The organism is Micromonospora sp. NPDC000442 (assembly GCF_042898635.1).
Taxonomy (GTDB): Bacteria; Actinomycetota; Actinomycetes; order Mycobacteriales; family Micromonosporaceae; genus Micromonospora.
In genome coordinates this window covers 67,050-86,067 of record NZ_JBIAYZ010000022.1, presented here as the reverse complement: position 1 = coordinate 86,067, position 19,018 = coordinate 67,050, and the positions used below count along the sequence as shown (strand labels likewise).

Below are 19,018 nucleotides of genomic sequence, written 5' to 3'. Positions count from 1 at the left end.
GACGCCGGGAAGGGCGGGCGCGCGCCGGACCGACCGGCACCGGGTGGGTCGGTCGGCGGATGCCCGGTACCGTTCGGCAGACCACCACTGGGTCGCCGCTGGCGGCGACCGGGACCAGGAGCGCAGCATGCGGTTAGACCTACGCGACCGGACCATCCTGATCACCGGCGCGGCCCGGGGTATCGGCGCCCAACTGGCCCGGGCCGCCGCGGCCCGGGGCGCCCGGGTCGCCCTGGCCGGCCTGGAACCGGTGCTGTTGCGGCAGGTCGCCGCCGAGGTGGGCGGGCACTGGTACGAGTGCGACGTCACCGACCAGGCGGGTCTCGACGACGCCGTCGCCTCGACCGTGCAGCGTTACGGCGGCATCGACGTGGTGGTGGCCAACGCCGGCATCGCCAACATCGGCACCGTGTCCACCGGCCCGGTCGACGCCCTGGCACGCACCATCGAGGTGAACCTGACCGGCGTGGTCCGCACGGTCAGCGCGGCGCTGCCGCACGTGCGCGCCGCCCGCGGCCACGTCCTGATCGTCTCGTCGGCGGCGGCCTTCGCCGCGATGCCCGGGATGGCCGCGTACTGCGCGTCGAAGGCCGGGGTCGAGCAGTTCGGCAACGTGCTGCGGCTGGAGAACCGCCGCCGGGGACTCACCGTGGGCACCGCGCACCCGATCTGGATCGACACCGACCTGGTGCGCGACATCCGCGACGACCTCGCCTCCTTCCACACCGCGCAGCGCAGACTGCCCTGGCCGCTGAACACCGTGGTCAGTGTCGAGCGGTGCGCCGAGGCACTGCTGCGCGGCATCGAAGGTCGCCGCCGCAAGGTCTACGTGCCACGGTCCATCGCCCTGGTCCAGGCGCTGCGCCCGGTGGTGCTCAGCGGGTTCGCCGACCGGCTGATCGACCGTTTCGGCGGGGCCGAACTGGCCGAGCGGATGGAGGCGGAGGTACACCGCCTCGGCCGATCCTTCGGCCGGACGTCGGTGGAGGGCGGTCAGTAGCGTCCGGATGGTTGCCCCTCGGCAATGGTCGCGGATGTTCGTGGACGACGTACTCTGCCTGCATGAACTACCTCGGCCCGCCGGACGCCCGGGATTCCCGCGACCCGTCCTCCGGCGGCGGCGAGGAGACCCCACTGCTGTCCGAGTCGTTCACCGCCCAGACCGTGACGGCGCTGCGGCACCTGCTCACCGCCCGGGTGGCCGCCGCCGGTCTCACCGGCGATCCGGCCGAGGATCTGGTCCTGGCCGTGCACGAACTGGTCACCAACGCCGTGCTGCACGGCGGCGGCCGGGGGCGACTCGACCTGTTCCGGCGGGCCGACCTGCTCGTCTGTGAGGTCACCGATTACGGCCACGAGCGCGGCGGGGACCTGCCGGTGAACCTGCCGGCGACGAACACCCCGGGCGGCCGGGGTCTCTGGCTCGCCCATCACCTGACCGGGGCGTTGACGCTGACCCGCCGGCCCGACGGTCTGACCGCGACCGTCACCGCCAGCCTGCGCAGCGATCCGTCCGGGTCGCCCGAGGTGGCCACGGACCGGCCGCCGCACCCGTGAGGCGGGCGGCCGGTCCACCCGGTCAGCCGTTCTGCTTCTGCTGGCACGGCACGCAGAACCGCGCGTGCGGCAGGATCTCCAGGCGTTCCCGGGGGATCTCCGTTCCGCACCGCTCGCAGCTGCCGTAGCCGCCGGCGGTCAGGCGCCGCAGCGCCCCGGAGATCTGGTCGAGGCTCTGCCGGGTGGCGGCGATCAGCGCGGCGTTGGTGTGCGCCTCCGCCGGGTCCCCGGTGTCGGCCGTCAACTCGGTCAGCCGAGCCGTCTGGGCCTCGAACTCGTGGTTCAGCGTCGCCTCGAGTTCGGTGCGCCACTGCTTGTCGTAAGTGCCGGTCCGTTCGCTCATGTCGGTTCCCTCTCCGGAAAAAGAAAAAGGGCCGAAGCTGTGCGCTTCGCCCTTGCCGTCACGTGTATGTGCACGGTTTCCGGAGGGCTGCGACCTGCGGGACGCGGCTGGCCGTGACCGGCCCGCGCCCGGACCCGGGGCGCTGGGGTGGCCGCGCCCGGCACGCGCAGCCCAGCCGGCGCCGCCGCCGTGACGGCGGCGGCGCGGTTGAGCAGCGCGGCGGTTAGCATCGGACCACCATAGGCGGCGGCCGGCCGGAAACCAATGCCGATCTCCACCGCACGGGACGGACCAGCACGGTGCGCTCCGGCCCTCAGCGGGTAGACCGGGGCGTGACCGACGTCCTCGTGGTCGGTGCCGGGTGCTCCGGTCTGGCCGCCGCGCTCCGCCTCGCCCGCGCCGGCGTACGGGTGCGGGTGCTGGAGGCCCGCGACCGGGTCGGTGGCCGGACGTTGACCCGATGGCTCGACGACGGTACGCAACTCGACCTGGGCGCGCAGTGGATCGGTCCCGGCCAGGACCGGGTCCAGGCCCTGGTGCGCAGGTACGCGCTGGACACGTTCCCGTCCGCCGCGGTCGGCGCACCGGTGGTGATGTGGGACGGCGTACGGCGAGATGCGGCGCCGGAGGTCGCGGCCGGCGTCGTCGACCTGCTCGACGGGTACGCCGGGCGGCTCGACCCGGCCGCGCCGTGGACGGTGCCCGAGGCGGCCCGGTGGGACGAGACCACCCTGGGCGACTGGTTGGCGGGCATCGCCCCGGATCCGGTGACGGCCCGCTACGTCGACCGGTTGCTCGCCGGTGGACTGCTGGCCACCTCCGCGAGCAAGGTGTCCGTGCTCCAGATGGCCTGCTACCTGCGCAGCGGTGGTGGGGCCGCGGCGCTGCTGGCAATGGCCGGCGGCGCGCAGCAGGATCGGATCGTCGGCGGACCGGCGGCGCTGGCCGAGGCGATGGCCGCCGGGCTCGGCCCCGGTGTGGTGCGCTTGTCCACCCCGGTGGTCGCGATCGAACAGCACGACGCCGGTGTGCTGGTTCGTGCCGAGACCGAACGCTTCGAGGCCGCCGCCGTGGTGGTCGCTGTACCGCCGACCCTGGCCGGCCGCCTCCGGTACGACCCCGCGCTGCCGGCGCTACGGGACGGGCTGACCCAGCGGATGCCGATGGGGTCGGCACTCAAGGTGCACGCCATCTACCCGCAACCGTTCTGGCGGGCCGATGGCTGGTCCGGGGTCGCCACCTGCTCCGACGGTCCGATCACCGAGACCGTCGACAGCGGCACGCCGACCTCGCCACGCGGGGTGCTGACCATGTTCAGCTACGGGACGGCGGCCAACGCGCTGCGGGCGATGGCGCCATCGGCACGCGTGACGGCCCTGCTCGACGCGCTGGCGGAGATCGCCGGACCGGCCGCGCGGCAGGTCGAGGAGGTCATCGACCACGACTGGTCGGCCGACCCGTGGACCCGTGGTTGCTTCAGCGGCGCGCTGACCCCCGGCTCCTGGTCGGAGTACGGGCCGTGGCTGCGTGCGCCGGTGGGCCGGATCCACTGGGCGGGCACCGAGACCGCGGTCCGCTGGACCGGCTACCTGGACGGGGCGATCGAGGCCGGCGAGCGTGCCGCCGACGAGGTGCTGACCGGGATACCTGCCCGGACCTAGGTGAAGGTGAGCCAGCCAGCACATACCATCACCAGAGCGGACCAAAGCCGTTAAGGTGACGGTGGCGGAGGAGTTGACCGGCGCTTCGCCGCCGGCTCGGGCCACCCTGGCACCAGCCCTCGTCGGCCGGGCACGGCCCGCGGGAGGTGCCGGGATGTCGGAGGCTGTGCGCGACTTCTTCGACGGTCTCGCCGAGGGTGGGGGGCGGATGCTTCGGCAGGTCTCCGGCACCGTGCGATTCGACCTGAGCTATCCCGACCGGGTCGAGCACTGGCTGGTCAGCATCGACCAGGGCCGGATCACGGTGTCGCGCGACGACGTGGCGGATGCGGACACGGTGATCTGCACCGACGCGCAGTTCTTCCTCCGGATGGCCCGCGGCGAGGTCAAGCCCTTGCCGGCGTGGCTGCGCAACGACTTCACCGCCGACGGCGAGTTCCGTTTCGTCGTCATGCTGGAGCGGCTGTTCGCACCGCCGCCGAACGCCCACCACCCCCGCGAGGTCGCCGCCCGCCAGCATCCCCACGCCCTGGCCGAATGCCGACAGCCGCCGCCGGGCGAGGCGGCCTTCCCGGCCGGCGACGGGGACCCGCAATGAGGAAACTGGTCCGCATCCTCGACGGCAACATCTTCGCGCTGAGCGATGACAACGGCGACATGGATTTCAGCCCCACCAATCCGAGTGGGTTCTTCGCCTTCGACACCCGCTTCCTGTCCACCTGGCGGCTGCGTCTCGACGGGGAACGGCTGCACCCGCTGGCCGTGCACGATCCGAGCTACTACAAGATCCGGTTCTTCCTGGTCCCTGGTCACCCGACCCACTACGTCGACGCGAAGGTTTCGGTGATCCGCGACCGGTGGATCTCCGACAGCGCCTTCGTCGAGCGGCTCACCGTGCTCAACCACACCAATGACCCCGTCGACTACGTGCTGCGCATCGACGCGGACAGCGACTTCGCCCCGGTCTACAACGTGGTCTGGCCGCACGGGTCGGCGCTGCGCGGCTACCGCGAGGTGTCGGGGGGTGGTCTGCGGCTCGGTTTCCGGCGGGAGAAGTTCCACCGGGTCACCGACGTGGCGACCAGCGAACCGGCAGAGTTCGACGAACACGGGCTGACCTTCCGGATCCGGGTGGACCCGCAGGGCCGGTGGAGCACGACCCTGCGGGTGCAAGGGCAGGTGCTGCGCCCGGACGGGGCGGACATCCGGGAGCGGCTGCGGCATCCACACGGCAAGGTTGGCATCGAGTTGCACCAGGACCTCAGCCAATGGGTCGCCGAAGCCCCCCGGCTGCAATGCGACTGGGGTTCGGTGTGTACCACCTACGAGCGCGGGCTGGTGGACCTGGCCGGCCTGCGTTTCTCTCCGCTGGCGCTGCCGCACGAGACCATGCTCGCCGCCGGGTTGCCCTGGTCGGCCACCATCATCGGCCGGGACAACCTCCTCACCTGCTACCAGACGCTGCCGTTCGTACCCCGGATGGCGGCGACCACGTTGCGCCTGCTCGCCATCGACCAGGGCACGGTGCTCGACGACTTCCGGGACGAGGAACCCGGCAAGATCCTCAACGAGTTCCGGTACGGGGAGATGGCCGCCTTCGAACATCGCCCCCAGTCGCCGTACTACGGTGGGGCGGACGTGACCCCCCTGTTCATCGTGCTGCTCGACGAGTACGAACGCTGGACCGGCGACGCCGCGCTGGTGCGGGACCTGGAGGACGCCGCCCGCGCGGCGTTGCACTGGATCGACGAGTACGGCGACCTGCGCGGCGACGGCTACCTCTGGTACCAGCCACGCAACGACGAGAGCGGGGCGCAGAACCACTGCTGGAAGGACTCGCCGGAGGCGATCTGCTACCGGGACGGCCGGCTGCCGGGGCTGCCCCGCGCCACCTGCGAGTTGCAGGGGTACGCGTACGACGCCAAGCGGCGCGGGGCCCGGCTGGCCCGTGAGTTCTGGGGCGACCCGGCGTACGCCGAGCGCCTGGAACGGCAGGCCGAGGAGCTCAAGCGACGGTTCAACCGGGACTTCTGGATCGACGGGGGCGAGTACTTCGCGCTGGCGCTCGGCCCCGACGGCGACCAGGTGGACGCGCTGGCGTCGAACATGGGCCACCTGTTGTGGAGTGGCATCGTGGACCCCTCCCGGGCCGCCGCGGTCGCCGGTCACCTGCTCGGGCCACGACTCTTCTCCGGCTGGGGGGTGCGGACGCTGGCCACCGGGCAGGCCAGCTACAACCCGCTCGGTTACCACGTGGGTACGGTGTGGCCGTTCGACAATTCGCTGATCGCCTGCGGGCTGCGCCAGTACGGCTTCGTCGAGGAGGCGGGAGTCATCGCCGAATCCATCATCGAGGCGTCGCAGCACTTCGCCGGGCGGATGCCGGAGGCCTTCGCCGGCTACGACCGCGAACTGACCCGCTATCCGGTGCCGTACCCGGCCGCGAACAGCCCCCAGGCCTCCGCCACCGGTGCCACCTTCCTGCTGCTGAGCACCCTGCTCGGCCTGAAACCGTACGGCGAGCACCTGGTGGTGCACCCGGAAATCCCGCCGCGCTTCGGCCGGATCGAGCTGCTGAACATCCCGGGACGCTGGGGCCGTAAGGACGCGATCGGCAACGCCCGCGCCAACGGCCTGCCAGCAGTGCGTGCCGACACGCGGTGAGCCGGTCCGCCCGCACCAGCCGGGCAGGTCCGCGCCACCGCCGACCACGTCGGGTGCTCTCCCAAGCTGATCGGGCGGTCCTCCGGGCGGCGGCGCCCGGCCGCATGCCCGGTAACGTGCTGCGGCATGAGTGGCGTGGCGTACTCGCATTGTTCGTACTGCGGCGCGGCCTACCCGCCGCCGGTCGACTGGCCCCGGCTCTGCGCGAGCTGTGGTCAGCAGGTCTGGCGTAACCCCTTGCCGGTGGCGGTGGCCGTACAGCCGGTGCTGACCGCCACCGGCCTCGGCGTGGTCGTCGTCCGGCGGGACATCGAACCCGCCCGCGGGCTGCTCGCGCTGCCCGGTGGGTTCATCGAGTACGGCGAACGGTGGCAGGACGCCCTGGTCCGCGAACTGCGCGAGGAGACCGGGCTGCATGCCGAGGCGGCCGGCGCCACACTGGTCGCGGTGCACAGCGCGCCGGCGGGCGGCACCATGCTGATCTTCGGAGAGCTGCCGGTACGCCCAGCCGAGGAGCTTCCGCCCTCGGCGCCGACCGCGGAGGCCACCGAGTGGTTGGTGCTGACCGAACCGACCGATCTGGCCTTCTCCACCCACACCGAGGTGCTGGCCGACGTCCTCGGCCGCCAGCCGACCTGACCGGCTGGCCGACCTGACCGGGCCGACCTGACCGGGCTGGCCTGACCGGGCTGGCCTGACCGGCCGACCGCCGGAGGCAGGCGTGTTCGGCGACGCGGCGGGTAGACGGGCGAGACCGCACCGGAGCGCCGGGGCGACGGGCCCGCGCCGGGTCGGGCCTGTGGACACGTTCCGGGGGGTCGATGAGCAGCGAACCGGGGACGTCGGACGACGTCGTGGAGCTCCGGGTGCACGGCGTGTCCAGCGCCAGCGCCGAACAGATCCTCGACCGCCCGCACAGTCACCAGGTCACCGGGGACCGCAGCGGCGGGTTCTACCGGCCTCGTCCGGGCTATCCGGACACCAGAGGCCCGGCGGGCGTGACGTTGGAGGCGTACCGCTGGAGCGACCTGCCCTCCGGCACCATCGTCCGGACCCTGTCGCTGATGTTCCTGCTGCCCTTCATGCTGTGCAACGTCGCGATCTGGATGCGGCCGGCCCCCCGGGGCAGATCCGGTTCCGGGGTGAAGGCTTTGTGCCGGCTGCTCGCCCTCACCCTCACCATGCTGTACGTGCTCGCGGCGATGGGCGTGGCGTTGGACCTGATCGCCCGGCGGTGCGTGCCGAACCCGTCCTGTCTGGCCGGGCGGCCGTGGCTGTCCTGGATCAGCGACCGACCTCCCGGGCTGACCCTGGCCGTCTTCGCGCTCCTGCCCTTCGGTGCGCTCATGTTGGTCTGGCTGCTCGGCGTCCGCCCCGGCCGTAACTTCGACGCCTTCCACACCCCCATCAGCACCTCAGGGGGTTACCAGCTCAGCGCGGTGGGCCAGTGGGACACCGCGCCGACCGTCGACCGGCTCTGCTCCCTGCATGGAGCCGCCGGCCTGATGACCCTCGGTCTCGGTCTGGTCGCCGCCCGGATCGGTTCGGGCCCGTCGCCGCTCAGCCTCGCCCTGGCCGGCGTCAGCGGGGCGGTGCTGTTGGCCTGCATCGTGCTGGTCTGCGCGCACCCGTTCGTCGACCTGCTGCCGACCGGCTCGTACGCGGACCGGATCGCGCGCGGGCTGCGCAACCTGGCCTTCGTACTGATCGCTGTGGTGCTGGTCGCGGTGTCGGTCGACCCCACTCCGTGGCGGATCCGGGACGGGCTGCCCGGCTACGCCACCGCCGTCGGGCTGGTCATCTTCTCCCAGGCGCTGCTGCTGTTCCTGCTCGGCACGAGCGCGCTGATTGCCCGGAGCCGGGCACGCCGAAGCGCTGCGGACAACCCCCGCAGCGCCGAACCGCCCGACCGCCGACCCGCCGGCCGCGACCCGGCACCCAGTGTCGAGCCCGATGAGGCGCGTCGCGGTTTCGGCCGTAACGGACTCGGCGCCGGGCCGCTGCAAGGGCTGGGTGCGCCCGTGATCGCGGCGACCGCGACCGGTCTGGCGGTGGCGATCTCCGCCGACCTTGTCTATCGGGTCGCCGATTTCCTCAACCGCCGCGCCGACGCCGACGGTGAACGGGAGATCAGCCCGCCGCTGGGCTACAAGTGGGCCATCTTCGTCTTCCTGGTGGCCACGGCGGCCACCCTGCTGGCGGCCCTGATCGTCGTCCTGGCCAGTCGTATCGGCCGAACGCGTACCGCCCGGGCCACCGTCGCGCACGACTATCCCGACGCACCAGCGGCCGCCGGATACCGGCTGCGCCAGGTCGAGCGGATGATCGCCCGGGCGCGATTCACCGAACGGGTGGAGACATTCGCGGTGGTGTACGCCTGTGTCGTCGGGGTGGGCATGCCCAGCAGCCTGCTCGGCATGCTCGGGCTGGCACCGGACACCACGGTGCAGCGGTTGACCGGGATTCCGGCCGCGGCGACCAACTTCGGTATCCAGCTGGGCAGTTTCCTCATTGCCGCGGTCGTGCTCGGGCTGCTCGTCGGCGGCGTCCTCGCCTACCGTACGGCCCAGTTCCGCAGGTATGTCGGCGTGCTGTGGGATCTCGGCACCTTCTGGCCACGGGTGGCGCACCCCTTCGCGCCACCCTGCTACGCCGAGCGCGCGGTTCCGGAGCTGAGCCGACGGATCGTGCACCTCACCGAACAGGGACATGGGGTACTGCTCACCGGGCACAGTCACGGCTCGGTGCTGCTCGCCGCCACCATCCTGCAACTGCCACCCCAGGTGTGCGGCCGGTTGGCACTGCTGACCTACGGCTCACCACTGCGCCGGCTCTACACGCGGCTGTTCCCGGCCTACGTCAGCGAGGACGTGCTCCGTGAGGTGGGCGACCTGGTCAACTGGCGGTGGATCAACCTGTGGCGGGACACCGACCCGATCGGCGGCTGGGTCTTCTCACCGCACCGACCGGACCGTCCGCCGACCGTGGCCGGCACCGCCGGCACGGTGGACCGACGGCTACGCGACCCGGTCGACGTCGTCCCGCCGCCCGGCGACAGCGTCCCGCCCTCGATCATCGGGCACTGGCCCGGCGAATCCGACCCGCGTTTCGAGACCGCGGTGACGGAGCTGGCCAGCCGGTTGCGGGTCCAGCTGCGGGAGCATGACAAACCGGCGTGAGTCGACCGGTGGCTGCGGCTATTCTTCCCCGGATGGGCACCTCCCCCAACGCCGAGCGGACGCTGATCGCGTCGAACCGCCGAGCCCGCCACGACTACGCCGTGCTCAAGACGTACGAGGCCGGCATCGTGCTCGCCGGCACCGAGGTCAAGTCGCTGCGGGCGGGACGCGTCTCGCTGGTGGACGCCTTCGCACAGGAACACGACGGGGAAATCATGCTGCACGGCCTGCACATCGCCGAGTACGGCTACGGCAGCTGGACCAACCACGCGCCCCGGCGCACCCGCAAGCTGCTGCTGCGCCGGGTGGAGATCGCCCGGATCCTCGACCGGACCCGTGAGGGCGGAATCACCCTGGTGCCGCTGTCGATGTACTTCTCCGGCGGCTGGGCGAAGGTCGAGCTGGCGCTGGCCAGGGGGCGCCGATCGTACGACAAGCGGCAGGTGCTGGCCGAACGTGACGCCAACCGGGAGATCGCCCGCGAGCTGGGCCGCCGACTCAAGGGCCGCACCGCCCGAGGCTGAGCCGGAGAACGAAGCTCAGTCCGGATCGGCGTGCCACGGCGCCGCCGCGCCTGATCGGCACGACTCAGACCGTCGGGAAGCCTCGCCTGGCCTCCCGACGGTCTCTCAGCCGGCGAGCAGCTGGGCGTGGGCCGCGCGTAACCGGGTCAGCGCGGGATCGCTGCCCGGCGGGAAGCGCCGATCCAGCTCGGCCCAGACCTCGGCGAGCGCCGTGGTCACCGCCCGCAGCTCGGCGGCGTGCCGGCGCCCGCTCTGCTGCCGCTGGGCGTCGAGGCGTCGGGACCAGCCTGCGGTGACCTCGGCCAGGCGCCCGGCGTCGGCGCGGGCCTCGGCGACGGTGCGGGCGGCCGCCGCCGGCACGATCGCGGCGACCGGCCGGGGATCACCGTCGCGGGTGACCACGGTGACCGAGTCGGTCAGCTCGGCCATGGCGACGAGTTGGCTGAGACGGGTGCGCGCCTCGCGAAGGGGCAGCGAGCGCGCCGGGGCGTTTCGCGGAGTGAGGGCGGGGACAGCCATGAATACATGGTCGGTGCCGGGTACGACACTTTCCGCAACCGTCAGCGCGGCGGATGGTCCCGGCGGGACGGAAACTGGGCGCCGGGGCGGGCCAGCGTCGACCGGGCACGCAGCCCCACCGGATCGGGTTCGTTGGCGTTCGGCGCCGCGGTGGCCGTGGGCGGCTGCGGTTGCCGGGCGTCCAGGTAGGCGAGCGCGGCGCGGTCCTCGTCGGTGGGCGCGGCGAGCAACGCGTACACCAGACCGACCACGCCGAAGATGACCAGCAGCACGATCGGGATCAGCAACGTACCGACACCCGCCCCGGTGATCTCACCCCGCTCCTCGTGCAGGTGCACCGACAGGGCGCTCATCCCGGTGAAGTGCATGCCGTTGACCGCCACCCCCATCACCAGCGCCGAGGCGAAGATCGCTGTCCCCTTGCGGACGGTCACCGCGAGCCAGAGCGCGACGGAGGCCGCGACCACGGCGATCAACACCGACAACCCCACCCGGAGGTTGTCGTAGAGCAGCCGACCGTCCAGCCGCATCGCCGCCATTCCCGTGTAGTGCATCGCCGCCACCCCGGTGCCGGTGAACAGGCCACCGCCGAGGATCCGCGCGGCCGAGATCCGGCCGGTGCCCACGATCGCCAGCCCGATGCCGACCGCACCCACCGCGATCAGCGCGCTGCCAACGGTGATCGGCACGTCGTAGCGGATCCGCGACCCGGTCACGGCGAAGCCCAGCATCGCCATGAAGTGCATCGTCCAGATCGCCGTGCCGCCGAGCGCCCACGCGGCCAGGGTCCCCCACCAGAGTTTCTGGCCCGTGCTGGCGGCGCTCCGGATGCGTCCGGCACAGACCAGGCCGAGGATGGAACCGAGCACCGACAGCGCGTAGCTCAACGCCGGTGTGATCCAACCGTACTCAAAGTGATTGATGTCCACCACGTGGGCTCCCCCCAGAGCTGCTACCGGCGCGTAGCGCACGCGCCGATGACATGATCCGGGACGCTCTCACCAGGCACAACACGGCCCCCCGGGCAATTCGGGGGGTGCTACCGCGGTGACGCAGCGATGCGTCGGTTCCGCCGGTCGCCGTGGGGCCGGCTCAGGCCGGTGAGTGGTACGCCAGCACCCCCCGGTTGACGGCGTTGATCGCCTGCCGTGCGGTGGCCCGCAGCTCGGTCGAGGCACCACCGGAGTCGGCGAGTTGGCCGAGCAGGTCCACCACCTGGCGGGCCCACCGGACGAAGTCCCCGGCGGGCATCTCACCGTCGAGTTCGTGCCCGCTGGCCAGCACCTTCGCCAGCGCCTCGCCTCGGGCCCAGCGGTAGACCGGCCAGGCGAAACCGAGATCCGGCTCGCGGGTGACGGCCAGCCCGCGCGACGCCTCGTCCGCCTCGATCTCACTCCACAGCTTCAGGGTCGCGTCGACCGCCTCGGCCACCCCGCCACGGGGCAGCGAGGCCCGTTCGTCGACGTCGCGGCGGGCCTCGAAGACCACCACCGAAACCGCGGCGGCCAGCTCGGCCGGCGACAGCCCGTCCCAGACGCCGCGCCGGAGGCACTCCGCCACGAGCAGGTCCGCCTCCGTCCAGATCCGCCCCAGCATCCGGCCCGCGTCGGTGACGGCACCGTCGGCGGCAAGATATCCGCGCCCGGTGAGCAGCGCGACGATCCGGTCGAAGGTACGGGCCAACGACCCCGTCCGCCCGGCGACCCGGTCCCGCAACTCCTCGGTGTCCCGTTCCAGCCGCCGGCGGCGCTCGGCCCAACGGGCGTGTTCCTCCCGCTCCGGGCAGGCGTGGCAGGGATGCCGGCGCAGTTCGGTCCGCAGCTGGCTGAGCTGGTGGTCCTCCCCCGACTGCCGGCCCCGGGCCCCCCGGCGGGAATGCCGGTCCAGCCCGGTGCCGCTGACCTGCGCCGCCAGGTCACGCCGGGCCGACGGATTGCGATGGTTGAAGTGCTTCGGCACCCGGATGCGGGCAAGCACCTCGGCCGGGGTGGTGAAGTCGCCGGGGCTGATCCGCCCGGCCCAGCGGTCCTGGGTGAGCACCAGCGGGCGCGGCTCGCTGAAGCCTCCGGCCGCCGGGTCGAGGACCACGGCCAGGCCGGCCCGCCGCCCGGACGGCACCCGGATCACGTCACCCACCCGCAGCCGCTCCAGGGCCGCCACCGCCGCCGCCCGACGCTGGCTCTGCCCCTGCCGGGCGATGGCCCGCTCCCGGTCGGCGATGGCGACGCGCAGCGCGAAGTACTCGTCGAAGTCACCGTGGTGGCACTCCGCCTCGACGCCGTACGCCTCGATGGTCTCGGTGTTGCGCTGCACCTGCCGGGCCAGGCCGACCACCGAACGGTCCGCCTGGAACTGCGCGAACGACGACTCCAGCAGCGCCCGCGCCGACTCCGCGCCGACGCTGCCGACCAGGTTCACCGCCATGTTGTACGAGGGCCGGAAGCTGGACCGCAGCGGGTACGTCCGGGTGGAGGCCAGACCGGCCACGTGCCGGGGGTCAGTCTCCGGGGACCACACCACCACGGCGTGCCCCTCCACGTCGATGCCCCGGCGCCCGGCCCGACCGGTGAGCTGGGTGTACTCCCCCGGAGTCAGGTCGACGTGCGCCTCGCCGTTGTACTTGACCAGGCGTTCCAGCACCACGCAACGGGCCGGCATGTTGATGCCCAGGGCGAGGGTCTCGGTGGCGAAGACCGCCTTGACCAGCCCACGGACGAACAGCTCCTCCACCACCTCCTTGAACGCCGGCAGCATCCCGGCGTGGTGGGCGGCCAGCCCGCGCTCCAGCCCGTCGAGCCACTCCCAGTAGCCGAGCACCGACAGGTCCTCGCCGGGGATCGCGGTCACCCGGGACTCCACCACGCGGCGGATCTCCGCCCGTTCCTCGGGTGAGGTGAGCCGCAGCCCGGCGCCGAGGCACTGCTGCACCGCGGCGTCGCAGCCGGCCCGGCTGAAGATGAACAGGATCGCCGGCAGCAGGCCCTCGCGGTCCAGCCGGTCGACGATGTCCGGGCGCATCGGCCCACGCCAGCGTGGGCCGCGTCGGCCGGCACCGAAGCCGGCGGAGCGCCCCTCGCCGAGGTCGAGCCGGCGCACCGTGTCCCGCGTGTAGCGCAGCAGCTCCGGGTGCACGTCGTGCTTGCGTGCCGCGGCGGCGTCGTGGAACAGGTCGAACATCCGCTTGCCGACCAGCATGTGCTGCCACAGCGGCACCGGCCGGTGCTCGCTGACCACGACGGTGGTCTCGCCCCGAACGGTGATCAACCAGTCGGCGAACTCCTCGGCGTTGGAGACCGTCGCCGACAGCGACACCAGGGTCACCGAGGCGGGCAGGTGGATGATGACCTCCTCCCACACCCCGCCACGGAACCGGTCGGCCAGGTAGTGGACCTCGTCCATCACCACGTACGCCAGGCCCTCGAGGGTGGCCGAGCCGGCGTACAGCATGTTGCGCAGCACCTCGGTGGTCATCACCACCACCGGCGCGTCGCCGTTGATGGCGTTGTCGCCGGTGAGCAGCCCCACCTGCTCGGCACCGTACCGGTCGACCAGGTCGTGGTACTTCTGGTTCGACAACGCCTTGATCGGCGTGGTGTAGAAGCACTTGCGCCGGACGCCGTCGGCCGGCTCCGGCCGCCCCGGCGCACCGCGCAACGCCAGGTGTACGGCGAACTCGCCGACCACCGTCTTACCGGCCCCGGTCGGGGCGCAGACCAGCACGCCGCTGCCCCGCTCCAGGGCCTGACACGATTCCCGCTGAAAGTCGTCGAGGTCGAACCCCAGGTCAGCGGTGAACTCTTCAAGCGCCGGGAACTGTGAGGCCTGGGCGGCCCGGCGGCGCGCCGCGGCGTACCGCTCGGCGGGGCTCGACATGTCACCAAGATTAGTGCGTGCCCACGACGAGCACCCGGCAAGGCCGAGCGCCGGGGCGGCCGGAGTGGGTCGGTAGGGTGCACGACGTGCCGGATCATGCCGAACCGACCAGCCCCGTGGTGCCCGACGTCGACGGTCGGGGCCTGTCCCGTCGGCAGGTGCGGGCGGTGCTGTTCGACTTCCACGGCACCCTCGCGCAGGTGGAGGAGCCCAGCCAGTGGGTGCTGGCCGCCGCGTCGGCGTGCGGCGTGGCCCTGGACCGCGCCCGTGCGACCGCCCTGGCCGACCGGCTGCTCACCGCCGGCCGCGCCGGTGGGCCGCTGCCCGCCCGGGTGCCACCCCACCTGGCCGAATTGTGGGCCGACCGGGATCTTTACGAGCACGCCCACCGGGGTGCCTACACCGGGCTGGCCGAGACCGTCGACGCGGGCATCGACGGCTTCGCCGAGGCGCTGTACGAACGGGTGCTGACGCCGCAGGGGTGGGTGCCCTACCCCGACACCGCCCCGACCCTCGCCGCGCTGCGGGCCGCCGACGTGCGGGTGGCCGTGGTCAGCAACATCGGCTTCGACATCCGGCCGCTCTTCGACGCCTGGGGACTGGCCGACCTGGTCGACGCCCAAGTGCTGTCGTACGAGGTGGGCCGCTGCAAGCCCGACCCGGCGATCTTCTGGCGGGCCTGCGGCATGCTCGGCGTCGACCCCGAGGAGTCCCTCATGGTCGGCGACACCCCCGCCGACGCCGGTGCCGTCGCCGCCGGCTGCGCCGCGCTGATCCTCCCCGCCGCCGACCCCGGCCGCCCCAACGCCCTCGGCTCCGTCCTCGACCTCCTCCCCACCCCCTGACTTCCGCGATCTTGCAGTAACGGTCGCCAATATGGCGGCTTTGGGCGGCTTTTCCCCGACCAAAAGTGCAAGATCGACGTGGTGGAGGGTGGTCAGCGGAGGAGGCGTACCGCGTGGGGGGTGGCGGTGATGGTGAGGGGGAGGGGTAGGGAGGGTTCGCCGTCGGCGTAGGTGGTGATGCCCTCCGCGGCGAGGGTGACGGTGCGGGCGCGGTAGGTGCGCACCAACGGATGGGCGACGTGGGTGCCGGCGTAGATGCGCGGCTTGACCCGGATCAAGGTACGCCTGTCGAACCGGCCGCCGACCACCACGTCGAGCAGGCCGTCGGTCGGGTCCGCGTCGGGACAGATGCGCATTCCGCCGCCGTAACTGGCCCCGTTGCCGACGGCCACCAGCACCGCGTCGACCTCCACCCGCTCGCCGTCGAGGGTGAGGGTGTACCGGCGTGGACGTAGCCGGGCCAGCTCCACCAGGATGGCCAGGTCGTAACGGCGTGGACCGCGCGGCCAGCGCATCCGGTTGGCCCGCTCGTTGACGATCGCGTCGAAGCCGGCCGCCAGCACCGCGCCGTACCAGCGGACCGTGCCGTCGGCCCCGGTCATCCGGGCCAGGTCGACCGGCCGGCTGCGCCCTTCCCGCAGGGCCGTCGCGATGACGTCGACCGCCGCCCGGGGGTCGGCCGGAAAACCGGTCTCCACCGCGAAGTCGTTGCCGGTACCCGCCGGGACCGGCCCGAACGGCACCGAGGTGCCGGCGACGGCCTGCATCGCCCGGTGCACCGTGCCGTCGCCGCCCGCCGCGACCAGCGCACCGGCCCCGTCGGCCACGGCGGATCGGCAGACCGCCTCGGCCTCGGCCGCGCTGCCGGCCCGCAACAGCCGTACCGGCCGGTCGGCCGCCGCTAGCCCGTCCAGCAGGTCCGGCAGCAGCCCCCGGTGCCGGCCACGGCCGGCGGTCGGGTTGGCCAGTACGGCGACGGGCCCATCGGGCACCGACAGGTGATCGTCTGAGGTCACGGCGAGCACCGTACCTGCCCGGACCGGTGCGGGCGGGCCGGTGCCGACCCGGTACCGGCCCGTGCCGGGGAGGGGAACCGGACAGTCCCACCGTCTGCGCCACAACTGTCATTTGTCATGACCGGTCGTGCGGCACGCATTCATCTCCATGACTGAAAACACTATGGACGCCATAGGCCGAACGGACAGACTCGTATCCATCAACAGGACCGCAGCCGGCAGGCGGATGGGAGGCGACACAGTGGACGAGCGCTACGACAGCTACTGCGCAGCCGACCCGCTGTTCTACGACTCCCTCGGCAGTGCCGTCGCGCAGCCCACCTTCGCAGCGGCCGGCCGGCCGCTGCCGACAGGCTGGCGCCGGGAGCCGCTCGACGACTGGCTCATCCACGCCCCGGACGGCGAACGCCTGCCGCAGCAGGGCTGGAAGGTGCACGTGTCGGCCACGGTCGCCAACGCCGACCGGGTGCTGGACACCGTCTGGGACTACTGCGTCCCCCGGGGCCTGTCCTTCAAGTTCCTGCGCGGCCCCCGCACCCTGCTGCTGCGCAACTCCAAGTACGCGGCCCGCGCGGCCAGCGGCAAGTTCGTGACCGTCTACCCTCGCGACGACGCCGAACTCGAACTGGTCTGCAAGGAGCTCGACGAGCTGCTCACCGGCGAGGCCGGCCCGTACATCCTCAGCGACCTGCGGTACGCCGCCGGGCCGGTGTACGTCCGCTACGGCGGCTTCGCCGCCCGGTACTGCCACTCCCCCGACGGCCAGGTGGTCCCGGCCGTCGAGGACGACACCGGCACCCTCGTGCCGGACCGCCGCGACCCGGTCTTCCACGTGCCGTCCTGGGTGACGCTGCCCGACTTCCTCGCGCCGCACCTGGCCGCCCGCAACGCGACAAGCACCGACGAGGTCCCCTACCGGATCGAGAAGGTCATCCACTTCTCCAACGGCGGCGGCCTGTACGTCGGACGCGACAGGCGCACCGACACGCAGCTCGTGTTCAAGGAGGCCCGGCCGCACGCCGGCCTGGACGCCGACGGCACCGACGCCGTCACCCGGCTCACCCGGGAGGCCGCCGTCCTGCGCCAGCTCGCCCACCTGCCGCAGGTGCCGCGGGTGCACGACGAGTTCGCCCTGGGCGACCACCGGTTCCTCGCTCTGGAGTTCATCGAGGGCCGCCCGCTGAACAAGGTCCTGGTCGACCGCTACCCGCTGATCGACGCCGACGCCACCGACGAGGACCGCGCCGCGTACGCGAGCTGGGCGCTGGACGTCCACCGCCAGGTCGACGAGGTGGTCCGGGCGATCCACGAGCGCGGTCTGGTCTACGGCGACCTGCACCTGTTCAACATCATGATCCGCCCGGACGACCGGGTCGCGCTCGTCGACTTCGAGGTGGCCGCCCCCATCGACGGGCACCGCCGGCCGGGCCTGCGCAACCAGGGCTTCGCCGCACCCCGGGGACGCACCGGCATGGCCGTCGACCACTACGCCCTGGCCTGCCTGCGACTGGCCCTCTTCCTGCCGCTGACCCAACTGGTCCGCCTCGTTCCGGCGAAGGCGGCGCACCTCGCCGACATCATCGCCGACACCTTCCCGGTGCCGAGGGACTTCCTCGACGCGGCGGTTGCGGAGATCACCGCTGCGGACACACCGCCCGGGGAGCGCATCCCACCCACCGCCGACGTCGCCCCCGTCGACCGGGACCGGCTCGCCCGCGCCATCCTCACCAGCGCCACGCCCGCACGCACCGACCGGTTGTTCCCCGGCGACATCGAACAGTTCCGCAGCGGCGGGCTCAACCTCGCCCACGGGGCCGCCGGCGTGCTGTACGCGTTGCACCGCAGCGGCGCCGGCCGGTGGCCGGAACACGAGCAGTGGCTGGTCCGCCAGGCCACCGCACCCCCGTCGGGCACCCGGTGCGGCTTCTACGACGGCCTGCACGGCGTCGCGTACGCCCTGGAAGTGCTCGGTCGCCGGCAGGACGCGCTCGACGTGCTCGACATCTGCCTACGCGAGTCGACGACCGGACTGGACCACAGCCTGGCCGGTGGACTGGCCGGAATCGCCCTCAACCTGGCCGAGCTGGGCGGGCGTACCGGAGAACCGGCGCTGCTGGACGCGGCCTGGCAGGTCACCGGACAGTTGGTGGAACGGCTCGCCGACGACCCCGGCGGCGAGGTCAGCGGCGGGCGACACCCGTACGCCGGGCTGCTGCGCGGCCGGACCGGAGCAGCGCTGCTGCTGGTGCGACTCTACGAGCTGACCGGCGACCCGGACCTGCTCGACCACGCCGCCACCGCGCTGCGCCAGGACCTGCACCGCTGCGTGGTACGCCCCGACGGCGCGCTGGAGATCAACGAGGGCTGGCGGACCATGCCCTACCTGGGGCAGGGCAGCGTCGGCATCGGGCTCGTCCTCGACCAGTACCTGCGCCACCGCGACGACGAGCAGTTTGCCGAGGCGAGCGCCGGCGTGCGTCGCGCCGCCCGGTCACCGTTCTACGCGCAGTCCGGCCTCTTCGCGGGGCGGGCCGGCATCATCGCCTACCTCGCCGCCCAACCCGGCGATCCGGAGCTACGCGACGAGTTGGACAGGCAGATCCGGCGGCTGGGCTGGCACGCCCTGCCGTACCGGGACGGCACCGCCTTCCCCGGCGAGCAGTTGCTGCGGCTGTCCATGGACCTCGCCACCGGCACCGCGGGCGTACTGCTGGCCCTGGCCACCGCCCGGCCCGGCGTCCCGACGACCCTGCCCTTCCTCGCGCCCCTCACCGGCGCACCAGACTCCCCCGCAACGGCGGGGGCGACCCTGACCCCGACGCCCGATAGGAGGTGAC

General features: G+C 72.7%; 15 protein-coding genes. 10 read left to right on the top strand and 5 right to left on the bottom strand.

Going from position 1 to position 19,018, the window contains the following annotated elements:
• Positions 1 to 127: 127 nt before the first annotated feature.
• Both ACFY2A_RS26370 and ACFY2A_RS26365 read left to right on the top strand, forming a co-directional pair.
• Positions 128 to 1,000 (top strand): SDR family oxidoreductase, encoded by an 873-nt coding sequence (locus ACFY2A_RS26370; protein ID WP_387175437.1) that lies wholly within the window; start codon positions 128 to 130, stop codon positions 998 to 1,000.
• Between the two features lie 62 nt (positions 1,001 to 1,062).
• Complete coding sequence (locus tag ACFY2A_RS26365) at positions 1,063 to 1,557, top strand: ATP-binding protein (protein WP_387175435.1); 495 nt, start codon at positions 1,063 to 1,065, stop codon at positions 1,555 to 1,557.
• A 22-nt stretch (positions 1,558 to 1,579) separates the two neighbouring features.
• Here ACFY2A_RS26365 and ACFY2A_RS26360 read toward each other — a convergent pair whose 3' ends face one another.
• The gene (locus ACFY2A_RS26360; protein ID WP_363922232.1) at positions 1,580 to 1,900 is read right to left on the bottom strand and encodes a TraR/DksA family transcriptional regulator; all 321 of its coding nucleotides are present in this window, start codon (positions 1,898 to 1,900) and stop codon (positions 1,580 to 1,582) included.
• A 332-nt stretch (positions 1,901 to 2,232) separates the two neighbouring features.
• Between ACFY2A_RS26360 and ACFY2A_RS26355 the strand changes: the two genes are divergently transcribed.
• The 6 genes from ACFY2A_RS26355 (at position 2,233) to smpB (ending at position 9,928) form a co-directional block, all read left to right on the top strand.
• Positions 2,233 to 3,561, top strand: a complete 1,329-nt coding sequence (locus ACFY2A_RS26355; RefSeq protein ID WP_387175433.1) for a flavin monoamine oxidase family protein — start codon at positions 2,233 to 2,235, stop codon at positions 3,559 to 3,561.
• Positions 3,562 to 3,715: 154 nt separating this feature from the next.
• A complete protein-coding gene (locus ACFY2A_RS26350; protein ID WP_387175431.1) occupies positions 3,716 to 4,159 on the top strand; it encodes an SCP2 sterol-binding domain-containing protein in 444 nt (147 codons plus the stop codon).
• Positions 4,156 to 6,225, top strand: a complete 2,070-nt coding sequence (locus tag ACFY2A_RS26345) for a glycogen debranching N-terminal domain-containing protein (protein ID WP_387175429.1) — start codon at positions 4,156 to 4,158, stop codon at positions 6,223 to 6,225. The genes ACFY2A_RS26350 and ACFY2A_RS26345 overlap by 4 nt, the downstream gene beginning before the upstream one ends.
• Before the next feature lie 126 nt (positions 6,226 to 6,351).
• A complete protein-coding gene (locus ACFY2A_RS26340; RefSeq protein WP_387175427.1) occupies positions 6,352 to 6,864 on the top strand; it encodes an NUDIX domain-containing protein in 513 nt (170 codons plus the stop codon).
• A gap of 182 nt (positions 6,865 to 7,046) precedes the next feature.
• Entirely contained in the window at positions 7,047 to 9,404 is a 2,358-nt protein-coding gene (locus ACFY2A_RS26335) for a hypothetical protein (protein WP_387175425.1), read from the top strand.
• A gap of 32 nt (positions 9,405 to 9,436) precedes the next feature.
• Positions 9,437 to 9,928: an SsrA-binding protein SmpB gene (gene smpB, locus ACFY2A_RS26330; RefSeq protein ID WP_387175423.1), complete on the top strand. Its 492-nt coding sequence runs from the start codon at positions 9,437 to 9,439 to the stop codon at positions 9,926 to 9,928.
• Between the two features lie 105 nt (positions 9,929 to 10,033).
• Here the strand turns inward: smpB and ACFY2A_RS26325 are convergent, their stop codons facing one another.
• From ACFY2A_RS26325 to ACFY2A_RS26315, 3 genes are all read right to left on the bottom strand, one after another.
• Positions 10,034 to 10,447 carry a type II toxin-antitoxin system Phd/YefM family antitoxin gene (locus tag ACFY2A_RS26325; protein ID WP_363922218.1) on the bottom strand — a complete coding sequence of 138 codons (414 nt, stop codon included), beginning with the start codon at positions 10,445 to 10,447 and terminating at the stop codon, positions 10,034 to 10,036.
• Positions 10,448 to 10,488: 41 nt separating this feature from the next.
• Entirely contained in the window at positions 10,489 to 11,379 is an 891-nt protein-coding gene (locus tag ACFY2A_RS26320; protein WP_387175421.1) for an MHYT domain-containing protein, read from the bottom strand.
• A gap of 160 nt (positions 11,380 to 11,539) precedes the next feature.
• Complete coding sequence (locus tag ACFY2A_RS26315) at positions 11,540 to 14,320, bottom strand: DEAD/DEAH box helicase (RefSeq protein WP_363922214.1); 2,781 nt, start codon at positions 14,318 to 14,320, stop codon at positions 11,540 to 11,542.
• 158 nt (positions 14,321 to 14,478) lie between these two features.
• Here ACFY2A_RS26315 and ACFY2A_RS26310 point away from each other — a divergent pair, with 158 nt between their 5' ends.
• Positions 14,479 to 15,165: an HAD family hydrolase gene (locus ACFY2A_RS26310; protein WP_387175463.1), complete on the top strand. Its 687-nt coding sequence runs from the start codon at positions 14,479 to 14,481 to the stop codon at positions 15,163 to 15,165.
• A 92-nt stretch (positions 15,166 to 15,257) separates the two neighbouring features.
• Here the strand turns inward: ACFY2A_RS26310 and ACFY2A_RS26305 are convergent, their stop codons facing one another.
• Entirely contained in the window at positions 15,258 to 16,190 is a 933-nt protein-coding gene (locus ACFY2A_RS26305; RefSeq protein WP_387175419.1) for a diacylglycerol kinase, read from the bottom strand.
• Between the two features lie 217 nt (positions 16,191 to 16,407).
• Here ACFY2A_RS26305 and lanKC point away from each other — a divergent pair, with 217 nt between their 5' ends.
• The gene (lanKC, locus tag ACFY2A_RS26300) at positions 16,408 to 19,017 is read left to right on the top strand and encodes a class III lanthionine synthetase LanKC (RefSeq protein ID WP_387175417.1); all 2,610 of its coding nucleotides are present in this window, start codon (positions 16,408 to 16,410) and stop codon (positions 19,015 to 19,017) included.
• Position 19,018 lies beyond the last annotated feature (1 nt).